The 13,545-nt window shown below is 73.3% G+C and carries 12 protein-coding genes; 5 read left to right on the forward strand and 7 right to left on the reverse strand.

Annotation, left to right across the window (positions count from 1 at the left end; translation table 11 throughout):
* Nucleotides 1–258: 258 nt before the first annotated feature.
* The 4 genes from NOSIN_RS10585 (at nt 259) to NOSIN_RS10600 (ending at nt 4,331) form a co-directional block, all read left to right on the forward strand.
* Nucleotides 259–2,700 carry a penicillin-binding transpeptidase domain-containing protein gene (locus NOSIN_RS10585; protein WP_077690573.1) on the forward strand — a complete coding sequence of 814 codons (2,442 nt, stop codon included), beginning with the start codon at nt 259–261 and terminating at the stop codon, nt 2,698–2,700.
* A 336-nt stretch (nt 2,701–3,036) separates the two neighbouring features.
* On the forward strand, nt 3,037–3,339 hold the full coding sequence (locus NOSIN_RS10590; RefSeq protein WP_077690574.1) for a hypothetical protein: 303 nt from the start codon (nt 3,037–3,039) through the stop codon (nt 3,337–3,339).
* 78 nt (nt 3,340–3,417) lie between these two features.
* On the forward strand, nt 3,418–3,666 hold the full coding sequence (locus NOSIN_RS10595; protein ID WP_077690575.1) for a hypothetical protein: 249 nt from the start codon (nt 3,418–3,420) through the stop codon (nt 3,664–3,666).
* A 95-nt stretch (nt 3,667–3,761) separates the two neighbouring features.
* A complete protein-coding gene (locus NOSIN_RS10600) occupies nt 3,762–4,331 on the forward strand; it encodes a CAP domain-containing protein (protein ID WP_077690576.1) in 570 nt (189 codons plus the stop codon).
* 217 nt (nt 4,332–4,548) lie between these two features.
* Here the strand turns inward: NOSIN_RS10600 and NOSIN_RS10605 are convergent, their stop codons facing one another.
* The 7 genes from NOSIN_RS10605 to NOSIN_RS10635 form a co-directional block, all read right to left on the reverse strand.
* Nucleotides 4,549–4,905, reverse strand: a complete 357-nt coding sequence (locus NOSIN_RS10605; RefSeq protein ID WP_077690577.1) for a DUF3040 domain-containing protein — start codon at nt 4,903–4,905, stop codon at nt 4,549–4,551.
* Nucleotides 4,906–5,107: 202 nt separating this feature from the next.
* Complete coding sequence (locus tag NOSIN_RS10610) at nt 5,108–6,202, reverse strand: ABC transporter ATP-binding protein (protein ID WP_077693532.1); 1,095 nt, start codon at nt 6,200–6,202, stop codon at nt 5,108–5,110.
* Entirely contained in the window at nt 6,202–7,038 is an 837-nt protein-coding gene (locus tag NOSIN_RS10615; protein WP_077690578.1) for an ABC transporter permease, read from the reverse strand. Before NOSIN_RS10615 ends, NOSIN_RS10610 begins: the two co-directional genes overlap by 1 nt.
* On the reverse strand, nt 7,035–8,585 hold the full coding sequence (locus NOSIN_RS10620) for a transposase (RefSeq protein ID WP_236743345.1): 1,551 nt from the start codon (nt 8,583–8,585) through the stop codon (nt 7,035–7,037). The genes NOSIN_RS10615 and NOSIN_RS10620 overlap by 4 nt, the downstream gene beginning before the upstream one ends.
* Nucleotides 8,586–8,845: 260 nt before the next feature.
* Nucleotides 8,846–9,697, reverse strand: a complete 852-nt coding sequence (modA, locus tag NOSIN_RS10625; RefSeq protein WP_077690579.1) for a molybdate ABC transporter substrate-binding protein — start codon at nt 9,695–9,697, stop codon at nt 8,846–8,848.
* On the reverse strand, nt 9,690–10,091 hold the full coding sequence (locus NOSIN_RS10630; protein WP_077690580.1) for a TOBE domain-containing protein: 402 nt from the start codon (nt 10,089–10,091) through the stop codon (nt 9,690–9,692). Before NOSIN_RS10630 ends, modA begins: the two co-directional genes overlap by 8 nt.
* A 184-nt stretch (nt 10,092–10,275) precedes the next feature.
* Nucleotides 10,276–11,883 carry a glycoside hydrolase family 10 protein gene (locus tag NOSIN_RS10635; protein WP_077690581.1) on the reverse strand — a complete coding sequence of 536 codons (1,608 nt, stop codon included), beginning with the start codon at nt 11,881–11,883 and terminating at the stop codon, nt 10,276–10,278.
* A gap of 321 nt (nt 11,884–12,204) precedes the next feature.
* Between NOSIN_RS10635 and NOSIN_RS10640 the strand changes: the two genes are divergently transcribed.
* Nucleotides 12,205–13,485 carry an isochorismate synthase gene (locus tag NOSIN_RS10640; protein ID WP_077693533.1) on the forward strand — a complete coding sequence of 427 codons (1,281 nt, stop codon included), beginning with the start codon at nt 12,205–12,207 and terminating at the stop codon, nt 13,483–13,485.
* The last annotated feature ends 60 nt before the right edge of the window (nt 13,486–13,545 follow it).

The following is a 13,545-nucleotide window of genomic DNA, read 5'->3' on the forward strand; positions in this document are numbered from 1 at the left end:
ACAACGGCTCCGCCCGATGGGTTAGAGTCACTGTTGGTCGGTGTGGTAGCAAGTGTCCCCCGGGCCTCACCTATAGCCTTCGCGGAATACCGCGTACGGCCCCGCCCCCGGGTGGGTGACCGTACGGTCAGGAGCCCCGTTGTGCCTCGCGCCGAGAGGCGACCGCCATGCCGACCCTCATCCTCGTGCCCCGCTCCCACCGAGGTGGGAGCGGGGCATCGTGGTATCTCCAGCAAACGCAGCGAAGGACGGTCAGGCGTGGACGAACGGTCCCCCCGGCAGCCGGATTCCTCCGGGCCGCCCGAAGAATCGGATGAGACCCCGGCGCACGCACCGCGCCCCGAGAACCCCTACCGCATTCCCCGGCGGCCACAGGGAGCACCACCCCCCACGGACACCACCGGCCTCAGTGGTTACAAGCACGCGCGACCGACGGACTCGGTGGCCCCGTCCGGACCTGCGTTCGGCACCCTCCCGGAGGACTTCGGCTCCGCCGACCGCTCCTGGGACACACCCCGCGACGACGGATCCTCCGCCGACGCGTGGGAGTCCCTCTCGACCTCGGACCCGCACCGCCCCGAGCACTGGAACACCCCCTATCCGGCGGCGCAGGGCCCCGCCGGCGGCTGGAGCGGCCCCACCGGTGAGGCTCCCGGCGGCCCCCGGCCCGTCCAGGACTCCTGGCAGGAGCCCTCCTCCGTCGGACACGAGGCGCCGTCGGGCCACGACGGCTCCTGGGACGACGCCCCCTACCGGGGCGAGCCCGTCCACCACGGCGACACCCCCTACCCGGGCGGCGCCCCCCACCCGGAGGGCAGCCCCTACCCGGAAAGCGACCCCTACCCGGCGAACGCGTCCTCTCCGGAGTACGCCCCCGAGAGCCCCGCCGCGTCCGGGCCCCAGTCCGGGCAGCGCCCCGCGGAGGGTTTCGAGTACCTCTACGGCGGCGGCGCGGCCCCCGGCGGACCGAACGGCCCCGACCGTCCCGACGACGGGGACTACGACCCCGCTCCCCCGCCCCCGCCCCCGCCACCGCCGCGCAAGTCGCGGCGCGGTCTGGTCATCGGCGTCGTCTCCGCCGTGGTGGTCCTGCTGCTCGTCGGCGGAGCCGCGTCCTGGTACGTCCTGACCCTGCCCGAACCCGGGGAGGCCACCGCCGAGTACGAGGCGGCCTGGGAGGCCCAGGACTACGAGCGCCTGGCCTCGGTCACCACCGGCGGCGACGCCGCGTCGGTGCTCAGCGGGATCGACTCGGGGCTGGGCATCGAGTCCCTCGACGTGGAGGTCTCCACGCCGACCACCGAGGGAAGCAGCGGCAGCGCCTCCTACGAGGTCACGGTGAGCCTGACCAACGCCGGTGACTGGGGCTGGAAGGGCGAGCTCCCGCTGGTCCGCGAGGACGGGGAGTGGTGGGTGGACTTCTCACCCGAGGTCGCCTACCCCGGTCTGGGCGAGGGCCAGGTCCTGGCCCGCACCGCCGTGTGGGGCGAGCGCGGCCAGATCCTGGCCGCGGACGGCACCCCGCTGGACGGCAGCGTCTCCGGTTCCCTGCAGATGATCGCGGGCTCCCTGGGCGAGGCCACCGCGGAGGACGTCGAGCGGCTCGGCCCGGCCTACAGCGTCGGCGACACCGTGGGCGTCAGCGGCCTACAGCGCACCTACGAGGAGCGGCTGGCCGGTGAGGCCGCCACGACCATCGTGATGGCCGACGCCGACGCCGCCGAGGACACCTCCTCCCTGGAGGTCACCGAGGAGAACACGGTGGCCACCCTGGACGGCGCCGACGGCGAGGACATCACCACCAGCATCGACATGGCCGTCCAGGACGCGGCCTCCAACGCCATCATCGGCTCCAACGACCCCGCCGGGATGGTGGCCCTGCGCCCCTCGACCGGGGAGATCCTGGCCGCGGTGAACGTGCCCGGCGGGATGAACCGGGCCTTCCAGGGCCAGTACGCCCCCGGCTCGACGTTCAAGGTCGTCTCCTACAGCGCCCTGCTGGACGGCGGCATGACCACGGACGCCCCCATGGACTGCTCCAAGGAGTACGACCCGGGCGGCTGGACCTTCACCAACGCGGGCGGCGCCGCCTACGGGGCCCAGTCGATGACCGAGGCGTTCGCGACCTCCTGCAACACCGCCCTGGTGCAGCAGGTCGTGGAGCGGCTCGACGCGAACACCCTCCAGGCCAGCGCCGAGCAGTTCGGCATGAACGCGCCGCTGGACATCGGCGTGCCCGCGTTCGAGCCGTCGTTCCCCACCCCGGAGGGCCGCGTCCTGCTGGGCGCGCAGAGCATCGGCCAGGGCCAGATCCTCACCACGCCGCTGCACATGGCCACGGTGCCCGCCGCGGTCGCCGACGGCTCCTGGCGCCATCCCGTGCTGGTGAAGGATCCCGTGCGGGAGGGCACGCCCGAGCCCCGGCCGATCACCCACGCCGACGCGCTGCGGACGATGATGCGCGCGGTCGTCACCGAGGGCACCGCCAAGAGCCTGCCCTTCCAGGGCGAGGTGCACGGCAAGACGGGCACCGCCGAGTACGGCACCGCCGAGGACGCGGACGAGGAGGGCAACCTGCCCAGCCACGCGTGGATGATCGGCTTCAAGGGCGACGTGGCGTTCGCCGTGGTGGTCGAGGGCGGCGGAGGCGGCTCGTCCGTGGCCGGCCCGCTGGCGGTGAAGTTCGCCAACGCCCTCTGATCCCGCCCGCGTGAACGGCGCGTACCGGCTTCGCCGGTGCGCGCCGTTCGTGTTCTCCGACCCCCGCGGTGGTGCCGCGGGGGTCGGAGCCGTCACGGCCTGGAGCGGTCCGGTCCCTTCCCCCTTCGGAGCCCATGTCCTTTCGGAACAGGGAAAATCGACCCCAAAACGGCCAATTATTACTTTAGGCTATTGAGCTACTACTAAGAGTTAATAAGGTCGGTCTCGGGGCAGATGTACGAACGGCGCCAGGAGAACGGTTCCTCCCAGGGTCGAGACGGGGGAACCGGCGCCGCTGGACTGGCAGAGCGCCAGTCCGCCTCGAAAGGACACAGAATGAATCGCACGACTCTCACCCGGCTCGCCTTCGCCGCTGTCGCCGTTCCGGCCCTCGCCTTCGGCGCTCCGGCCACGGCCCTGGCTGACAGCTTCTTCTCGGGTGAGGCCAACGCGGCGGGCCCCAAGGGCGCCATGAGCCACGACGTGAAGGCGGTCGCCTTCGACGGCCACCACGACAAGGACGGGGACGAGGACGGCCACCACGGCCACCACGACGGCGGCGCCTTCTTCAAGAAGAGCGCCTCCTGGGCCGGCCCCCACGGCGCCGGTGTCCACAGCGTCGTCAGCGCTGCGCGCTAGAGATCGGTTCTGCCGGACGCGGCGGTCCGCGGACCGCCGCGTCCGGCGAGCGTGACCCGACCATTCCGAGGAGGACCGATGACCCCACTACGACGAACGCTCCTGCTGACCGCCCTGGCGTCCGGCCTGGCCCTGGGCGCGCCCTCGGTCGCGGCCGCCGACGCGAGCTTCCACGACAGCTTCGGCGCCGCCGGCGCGAAGGGGGCCACCATGACCGTGGTCCGCAGCCACGCGGGAGATGACGGAGAGGTCACCTACGAGTACGTGACCTACACGGCCTCCATGCACGGCGCCACGGTGGACAGAACCACCAGCGCGGCGAAGTGAGTCTCTGTGAGGGAGGACGGCCCCGGGGCCGTCCTCCCCTGGTGTGCGCGGAGGCGCCGCGACAGGCGGGCCCCGCGCACGGAAGGTGGAAAGACATGCGAAACCGGTTGGTGCGAGGCCCCGTCCTCGCGGGGCTGGCGATGGCCCTGTGCTGCGCCGGCGTGACGGGGGCGGCCGACCCCGACGTGTTCGGGGACGGGTCCTCACCGTCAGCCTCCGGGTCCGGCGGCGGTTGGCCCCCGCCCTGGGCCGGCGGTGCGGAGGACCAGGCCGAGCCCTGGCCCGAGGCCGAGGCCGAGGTCGTACGGCTGGTGAACGAGCAGAGGACCCGTGCGGGATGCGACGCGCTCGGCACCGACAAGGTGCTCGCCGAGGCGGCCCGTGAGCACAGCCAGGCCAGGGCCGGGGGCGGATCGGACACCGGCGCGCCGTTCCTCCACAGCACCTCGGCCGGCGACCGTGCCCGCGAACTGGGGTACGACCGCGTCGCGGGCGAGATCGTGGCCAGCGGATTCGAGACGCCCGAGGAGGCCGTGCGCACCTGGACGAGCCACTCCGGACACGAGAAGGTGCTCCTGAGGTGCTCCGCCCAGGAGGTCGGAGCGGGTGTCGTACACGACGAGGACGGTCCCTTCTGGACCCTGATCCTCGGCTACGGCTCCTGAGCGCGCGCTCCGGCGGGAAGTGCGCCCGGCTCCGCCGGTGAACGCGCGACGGCGTGCGACGCGCACCCGGACAGGTGCGCGCCACACGCCGTCGCGCGTCGGAGCGTGTGGTGCCGACCGGGAGGAAGACCCCGGCGAACCACGGTCCCCGTGGATCCGGCCGACCGGATCCACGAGCATCCCTGCCGCGGCGGAGGTACCCGCCGCCCCGCGGTGGTCAGGGCGTCTCGACCTGCTCTGCCCCGTTGGGTCCGGTGTTCGCCGGCTCGGTGTCCAGCGGGTTCTCCTCCGGCACCGGGTCGTCGGTGGTCTGCGACGTACCGGCGGGCGTCGGCGCCGACGGTTGTGGCGTACTCGGAGTGAGTACGAACAGCAGCACCAGCAGACCGGCCGTGACAGCGGCGATCAGGGCGCACGCCACCCATGGTCTCCAGCTGGCCAGGTAGGGATCCGCCGGGGCGTCGGGATCCTCGGATCCGAAGGACTCCATGCGTCCGGCAAGGTCCGGTTCCTCCTCGCTGAGCTGCCGCTCGATCTCCTCGAGGATCCTTCTCTCGTGCTCTCTCAGGGACATGGCACCCTCCTCAGCCACTGGGGGAAGGACTGTCGTCGCCAGGTTCCTACAGTCTCCCCCGCGTCAGGGTGAGATATCCAGATGCGCACATGTTTTCCAGGACTGGTTTTGATATCTCTGACTGGGTAGATCTATGTGCTTTTCTGCTGATAAAGACGGTGCCATCGGAGGCACAAGCCCTGTGCCGTGGGCGCTGTCGGGATCAGCCCGGATAGCACTCGACCTCGGCGGCCTTGACCCCCGCCCACACCTCGTCGCCCCGGGCCAGGCCCAGCTCGGCCAGGGCCGCCGGACTGATGTCGGCCGCCAGGGACGGCCGGCCCGACAGGTGCACCCGTACCTGGTCCCCGAAGCGCTCGATCCCCTCCACCCTCAGCCTCCACACGTTGCGCGGGCTGCCGTGCGGGCACCGCGGGTACAGGGCCACGGCGCGCGGCGGGAAGGCCACCAGGGCGGGGCCGTGGTGGGCCTCGTGCGCCTCCACCCGTGCGGGACCGCCGGGACTACCGGGTCCGGCGGCCTCCAGGGTGACGGTGGTGCCCTCGGCCGTGCCCCGGAACAGGTTCAGCCCCACCAGCCGCGCGACGTAGGCGGTGCGGGGGCGCCGCGCCACCTCGGCGGGCGGCCCCTGCTGGACCATCCCACCGCTCTCGATGACCGCGACCCGGTCGGCGAGCACCATGGCGTCGAGCGGGTCGTGGGTGACCAGCACCGTGGCACCGTCGAACTCCTCCAGCAGGCGCCGCAGCCGGGCACGCACGTCGATGCGGGTACTGGCGTCCAGGGCGGCCATGGGCTCGTCCAGCAGCAGCAGGCGCGGGCGCACGGCCAGGGCGCGGGCCAGCGCCACCCGCTGGGCCTGGCCGCCGGAGAGGTGGCGCGGCCGGGAGCGGACGTGTGCGGACAGGTCCATGTGGGCGAGCAGTTCGGCGGCGCGCTCGCGGGCCCGGGACCGCGGCAGGCCCTGGCAGCGCGGCCCGAAGGCGACGTTGTCCAGGGCGCTCATGTGCGGGAAGAGCAGGTAGTCCTGGAAGACCATGCCGACGGGGCGGCGCTCCACGGGGGTGGCGGTCTCGTCGCGGCCGTCCACACGCACGTGGCCGCCGGTGAGGGGCACCAGCCCGGCCAGGGCGCGCAGGGCCGAGGACTTGCCCGCGCCGTTGGGCCCCAGCAGGGCGAGGATCTCACCGGACCGGACCCGCAGGTCCACGTCCAGGGCGAAGTCGCCCCGGTTCAGGCGCAGCCGTGCGTCGAGCACGGGTCCGGAGGCGTCGGGGAGGTCGTCGGTCGGCGCCATCAGGCGTTCGTCCACCTCTCTCGCAGGGTGGCCAGGACGGCCAGGCAGACCAGCAGCAGGACCAGGCTGAGCACGATGGCGGCCTCGGGGTCGTGCTGCATGGCCACGTACACGGCCAGCGGCATGGTCTGCGTGGTACCGGGGAAGTTCCCGGCGAAGGTGATCGTGGCACCGAACTCGCCCAGGGCACGGGCCCAGCACAGGACCGCGCCCGCGCCGATGCCCGGCAGCACCAGGGGCAGGGTGACGCGGGTGAAGACGGTGACCCGGCTGGCGCCCAGGGTGGCGGCGGCCTCCTCGTAGCGGCGGTCCGCCCCGCGCAGCGCGCCCTCCACGCTGATCACCAGGAACGGCATGGCGACGAACATCTGGGCGAGGACGACGGCGGCGGGGGTGAAGGGGATGGTGATCCCGAACCAGGCGTCCAGGTACCGGCCCAGGATCCCGTTGCGGCCCAGGACCAGGAGCAGTGCCACACCGCCGACCACGGGCGGGATCACCAGGGGGACGGTGACCAGGGCGCGCACGAGGCGGCGCCCGGGGAAGTCGGTACGGGCCAGCAGCCAGGCCAGCGGCACTCCCAGGAGCAGGGAGAGGACGGTGGCCGCGGTGGCGGTGGACAGCGACAGCCACAGGGCCGCCAGCACCTCGGGTTCGGTGACGCGGTCGGCCATGGTGGACCAGGGCGCGCGCACCAGCAGGCCCGCCAGGGGCAGGACGAGGAAGGCGGCCCCCACGAGCGCGGGCAGGACCAGGATCCAGGGCGGGCGCCCGGGTCGCGCCCGCAGCGCGCGCCCCCGCCGCGGCGTGGAGACGGGTGTGCGCTCGGACCTCACGGCGCCTCGAACCGTTTCTCGGCGGTGTTCAGGAGTGAGTCCTGGACCCACACCTGTGTCACTGGCACGTCCCCAACGGTGTTGGACGCGCTGGTTCTCCGCGTTCGCGTTCCCTCCGTCCGGCGGTGTGCATCGTGTGCACGCTCCGGGGCGGGGCGGCGGAGTTCCTCACGCCCGGAGACCCCCGGTGCGGCCTGGGCGGTCCGAGGCCCCACACCATCACTCCGGTGGTGTGGGGGCGGTGCCGTCCGTCGCCGAACCGGATACCCCTGGGCGCGTCGCCCGACCGCGATGCTCGCAGCATCGTGGCGGGAGACCTTCCTGTTCTTACTGGTGAGGGGTTTCTGCCAGTGCGCAGCACCCCACTTGGACGTATAAGCAGGGTCCACGGCGATGACCGCCACCCCCACCGCATGGGCCATCGAGGTCAGCCGGGCCCGCAGCCGGGCGGTGGGAAAACCGGAGATCAACCGGCGGAACTTCTTGCGGCGCCCGTGCTTCTCCCGGGTCTTCTCCGCAGCGAAGTCCAGGTCCTCCACCGCGATCGCCGCCACGCCGCATCCGGTGGCCCAACGCAACAACCGGGACAGGGCGTGGCGTACCTGCGCGTCCCGGTGGGACGCGGCCCCCGACAACACGTAGTCAAACCGGCGGGGGTCACCGACGGGGTTGCCGTGGGTGTCCAGGCGCCAGGCGGCCAGGTGGTCGGCGTTGGCATCCACCCCGATCACCCCGTGGGCCAGCGCGGCCTCCCACGGCACCTGCCGGACGGGTGGGTGGGTCCAGGACGCGGTCACGTACCACCGGTCCCGGTCGGTGTCGTGGTGGAGGCGGTAGGCCACCGCCCGGTCGGCCTCGACACGGTCGGCCCACTCGGTGCCGCGGTGGGCGAAGGCCACCCGGCAGGAGAGCACATACCGGCCATGGGGGGCGTTGGCCAGATACGCCAGCGGGGCGGGCAATTTGATCGACACCTCACCGCCGGGGGTGATGCGGATCGTCTCGTTGCCATGCCGCTTGCCCGACTCCCCGTTGGCTTGCAGGAAGGAGCGCGCGGCCTCCCATCGGGCCCGCCACTGGGTTTCGGTGAGGTGGGCCTCGCCCAGGTGGTGGCGGGTGTTGGCCAGTCGTTTGCCGCCGCGCACCACACGGACCCGTCCGGTCTCCCAGTCGGCGACCGCCGCCGCGTGCCGGGACTGGAGCGCGTGCAGGCGCCGGGACTTGGCGTGCCACTCCTGTGGCGTGCGGTACCCACCCGGCACGTGCCGGGTCCCCTGGGCCCCCAGGGGTTGGGACAGCCGGTGCCGCAGGGTGTCGATCCCCGCCCGGAGGCGGTGCAGGTGGGCGAGGTGGCCGCGCCGGGCCAGCGCCCACTGCTCGTTCGACGCCCTGGTGATCGCCCCGGCCCACCGCGAGGACGAGGCGGGGGTCAGTTCACGTTTGCGGGCGGCCCAGGAGTCCTTGTCGTGGTCGGTGCCATCAGCGCACCGGGCCGCCAGGTCCGCCGAGGCGAGCGAGCCCTGGTGGGAGCCCACCGCGTGCAGCACCGCCTCATCCCCAGGAATGAGGCCTTTGAGCCGATCGCGCACAGCGACCCCGGTCGGCGCGGGGACAAGGAACGGGGCCTGGATCGACCACAACCGTGCCTTGCTGACTTGCGACACTTCCACCTCACCCCTTCCAACCGCGTCCATCCGTTGCTGTGTTCGACACGACGGTAGCCAGAACCGGGGTCGCCTGTCCGGAGAACTAGCGAACTTCCTGGACTGGTTCCTCGGCCAGGCTGTCCAAGCGCGGCAAGGACCATTCATGTCTGCTCATGTGCGCTTGAGTGACCTTCCACCCCAACCGCTGAAAACCCCGCCTCGTCCAGGGCCTTCGCGCCCGTCCCGGAGCGGACCAGCTCCACCCAGTCGGCGGCGAGTCCGGCGTCGGAGGTGGTGGAGACGACCCCGACGGGGTACTCGTTGACCGCCGCGCCGGCCTCGGCGAACTCGACGCCCTCGACCCGCTCCCCCGCGGAGGCGACGTCGGTGGCGTAGACGAGCCCGGCGTCGACCTCGCCGAGTTCGACCTTCGTCAGGACCGCGCGCACGTTCTCCTCGTAGGTGTCGGGGGTGATCTCCAGCCCGGCCTCCCCCAGGGCCTCGGCGGTGGCCGCGCCGCAGGGGACCTCCTCGGCGCAGAAGGCGACGGTGGCGCCCTCGCCGGCGAGGTCGGCCAGCTCCCCGATCCCGGCGGGGTTGCCCGGGGGCACGGCGATGCGCAGGGTGTTGGTGGCGAAGACGACCCCCCGCTCACCGTGCTCGGCGGACCAGTCGGCGTCCAGGCCCTCCCCCTCCACGACGCGGTCCATGGTGGCGGTGTCGGCCGCGGCGAAGACGTCCGCGGGGGCTCCGGAGTTGATCTGGACGGCCAGGTCGCTGCTGCCGGCGAAGTTGAGGACCACCTCGGTCCGCGGGTGCCGGTCCTCGAACTCCTCCGCGAGGTCGGTGAAGACGTCGGTGAGGGAGGCGGCGGCGAAGACGTTGAGCTGACGGCCCGTCCCCTCCCCGGCCGAACAGGCGGTGAGGGCCGTGAGGGCGAGGGCGCCCGCGGCCAGGGCGCGGACCGGGCCGGGCCCTCCGAGCGCGAGACGGCGGGGGGCACGGTCAGGCATGGTGCCCTCCGGTGGTCTCCACGACCACGTTGGTGGACTTGACCACCGCCGTGGCGACGGTTCCCACGTCCAGGCCGAGTTCGTCGGCGGCCTCACGGCTCATCAGGGAGACCACCCGGTGGGGTCCGGCCTGGATCTCCACCCTGGCCATCACGCGGTCCCGGACGACGTCGGTGACCAGTCCGCGGAAGCGGTTGCGGGCCGAGGACAGGTGGCGTACCGGGTCCTCTCCGGCTCCGGCGCGCATGAAGGCGGCGAGTTCGCCGCCGTCGACCCGGCGCCGCCCGGAGGCGTCGCGGGCGGCGGGCAGGCGGCCGGAGTCGACCCACCGGCGGACGGTGTCGGCGCTGACTCCGAGCAGGTCGGCGGCCTCGCGGATCTGGAAGGTCGGCATGGGGCCAACCTACACTCGCATCTGCTGGCAAAGAAGGGGGTTTTCGCCAGCAGATCAGTGGTTTTCGGCCCACATTCCTGGATTATGCGACCTTGCGGCGGTCACGGTCGCGCCGGACGGGTCCGAGTTCCACGGGAGGGCGGGCTCCCGCCGACGGCCGCCCTCCGCCGGCCGGGGCCCGGCCTCAGCCGCGCACGTCGGCGACCTCGCCGACCGGCCCCTCGACCCGGTAGTCGTCCAGGGCGGTGACCACGTACCCGGCGCCGTCCTCCAGCGGGGCGGTGTCGGTCAGGGCGGTACGCCCGGTGAGGCCCACGAGGTTCTCCACGGCCACGGCCGCGCAGCGCGCCTCCTCGGAACCGGTCCCGGCGGCGTCGGCGGGCAGCCGGTAGACGGCGTAGAAGCGGGCGCCGTCGACGGCCTCCCACCCGACGTCGACGCGCCCGTCCCCGGCCCGGGCGGTGAGGCCCCCGACCGCGCCGACCAGCGGCCCCTGGTCCTCGGGGGCGTCGGAGCGCGGCGGCAGCGCGGGGTGGCCGTAGTGGGCCCCGGCCAGCGCGGCGTAGGCGTCGGCGGCCTGTTCGCGCAGGCTCCTGATGGAGAAGTAGACGTCGCCGTCCACCCCGGGCAGCTCACCGGAGTAGTCGAGCTGGGTGCTGAGCGCGTCCTCACCGCGCCAGCCCTCCTCCCCCACCCGGTAGGCGGCCTGGCCGACGTACAGGTCCACGCCCGTGCCCTCGACCTCCTGGGACCACCAGTCGGCCAGTGCCTCGTAGTCGGCTGTGTCGAAGCCCCGCCTCCAGTACAGCTGCGGCGCGACGTAGTCGACCGTGCCCTCCCGGATCCAGGCGCGGGTGTCGGCGTACTGGGCGTCGTAGGACTGCAGGCCCGAGGTGGGCGAGCCGCTGGGATCGGTGGAGTCGTTGCGCCAGATGCCGAACGGCGAGATCCCGAAGCTCACCCACGGCTTGGTCCGCTCGATCCCCTCGTGGACGTCGGCGACGAGCCGGTCGACGTTGTCGCGGCGCCAGTCGCCCCGGTCGTCGAACCCCCCGCCGTGCTCCTCCCAGGAGGCGTCGTCGTCGAACTCCTCGCCCTCCTTGGGATAGGGGTAGAAGAAGTCGTCGAAGTGCACGCCGTCGACGTCGTAGCGCTCCACCACGTCCATGATGACCCCGACCACCCACGCGCGGACCTCGGGGTTGCCGGGGTCGAGGTAGGCCTCGTCCCCGTAGTCGACCAGCCATGCGGGGTTCCGCCTGGCCGGGTGCTCCTCCACCAGGTTCTCCACGTCGGGGTCCTGGAACCCGACCCGGTAGGGGTTGAACCAGGCGTGCAGCTCCAGCCCCCGCTCGTGCGCCCCGGCCACGGCGTACTCCAGCGGGTCGTAGCCGGGGTCGCCGCCCTGCTCACCGGTGAGGTAGCGCGCCCACGGCTCCAGCTCCGAGGCGTACACCGCGTCGGCCGTGGGGCGCACGTGCAGGAAGACGGCGTTGAGGCCCATGCCGGCGGCGGCGTCGAGGTAGGAGTCGAGTTCGGCCTTCTGCTCCTCGGCGGGCAGGCCCGGCTCGGAGGGCCAGTCGATGTTGCGGACCGTGGTCAGCCACGCCCCGCGCATCCGGCGCTTGTCCCCGTCGTCCCCGCACCGGGCGACCGTACCGGCCTGGTCGGGGGGCTCCGCTCCGGCGCCCCAGAGGGTGCATCCCGAGAGCAGGACGGCGGTCGCGGCGGCCGTCGCCGCCCACCGGAGCGCGGCGCGCGTCGGATGCGTGGCACGTGCCACTGGGTCCATGGGGCGGGTCTCCTCCGGGGGTCGTCGCGCACCGCCGTCACCGTGGCGTCGCGCCGCGCACCAGAGTAAGCCAGAACGTCGTTCTCCGAACACGGCTCAGCCGACCCGTGGACGGTCCCGCGCGTTCCGGATTCGGGGAGCGCCCCCGCTGGTCGGCGGTACGCCGGTCCGAGGGGCCACGAGATCCCACCCCTCCCCGAAAAACGGCAGATGATCTGTTTCATGCACAACCCCGACACCGGGGCACAGTGCGCGGCGCACCACCGCCGCCTCGGCCGAAACGGACACACCGCCACAGACGAGGTCCTAGACTCGAGGATCGTGAACGCCGCCCTGAGCCCGCCCCAACTGTTCGTCCGCACCGTCGCCCTGCCCGGGGACGTCTCCGGCCTGGTGCGCCACCTCCCCACCGACTCCCCCCTGGCCTGGCTGGCCGGCGACGAGGGGATCGTGGGCTGGGGACGGGCCGCACGGCTGGAGCTGGACGGCGACCCCGGCACGGCCGAGCCCACCGACACCACCCGCTTCACCGAGGCGGCCCGCTGGGTGGACGGCCTCACGGAGCGCTCCGAGGTCCGGGACGAGGTGGGCCGGCCCGGCACCGGCCTGGTCGCCTTCGGCACGTTCGCCTTCTCCCCCGCCTCCGGGGGCTCGTCCCTGGTGGTGCCCCGCGTGCTCCTCGGGCGGCGCGACGGCCGCACCTGGCTGACCACCGTCACCGACCGGCCCGGGGACCGCACGACCGAGCCGCCGCGCCCCACCTCCGCGCCGCGGCCGGTCGGCCCGGTCTCCTGGAGCCGGGGATCGCTGACCGACGAGCGCTGGATGGACGCCGTGGCCGACACCGTCGGGCGCATCCGCGCGGGTGAGCTCGACAAGGCCGTGCTGGCGCGCGACGCCTTCGCCGACGCCGGCTCCCCCATCGACGTGCGCACCCTGCTGGAGCGGCTGCGCCTGCGCTTCCCCAGCTGCTTCACCTTCTCCGTGGACGGCATGGTCGGCGCCACCCCCGAGCTGCTGATGCGCCGTGAGGGCGACCGGCTCACCTCCCTGGTCCTGGCCGGGACCCGCCCTCGGGGCGGGGACGCCGACAGCGACCGGGCCCTGGCCGAGGAGCTGCTGGCCTCGGCCAAGGACGTGGACGAGCACCGCATGGCCGTGGACTCCCTGCGCACCTCGCTGGGACCGCTCACCGAGGAGCTGGACGTGCCCGAGCGGCCGCGCCTGCTCGCCCTCGCCAACGTGCAGCACCTGGCCACTCCCGCGCGCGCACGCCTGTCCCCGGGGGTGTCGGCGCTGGACGCGGTCGCCGCCCTGCACCCCACCGCGGCCGTGGGCGGCACCCCCACGGCCGCGGCCATGCGGCTGATCGCCGAGGTCGAGGGCATGGACCGGGGCGGCTACGCCGGCCCGGTGGGCTGGCTGGACGGGGCGGGCAACGCCGAGTGGGGCATCGCCCTGCGCTGCGCCCGCGTGGACGGCGCGCGTGCCCGGCTCTTCGCCGGGGGCGGCATCGTCTCCCGGTCGGAGCCGCGCTCGGAGCTGGCCGAGACCGAGTCCAAGTTCCGGGTGATGCGCGAGGCCCTCACCGACCCCGCCTGAGCGGGCGTTCACGGGCACGGAACACGGCACCGCCGCCGGGGGCGGTGTTCGCCCCGCAGG

The organism is Nocardiopsis sinuspersici, from assembly GCF_001998325.1.
Classification (GTDB): Bacteria; Actinomycetota; Actinomycetes; order Streptosporangiales; family Streptosporangiaceae; genus Nocardiopsis; species Nocardiopsis sinuspersici.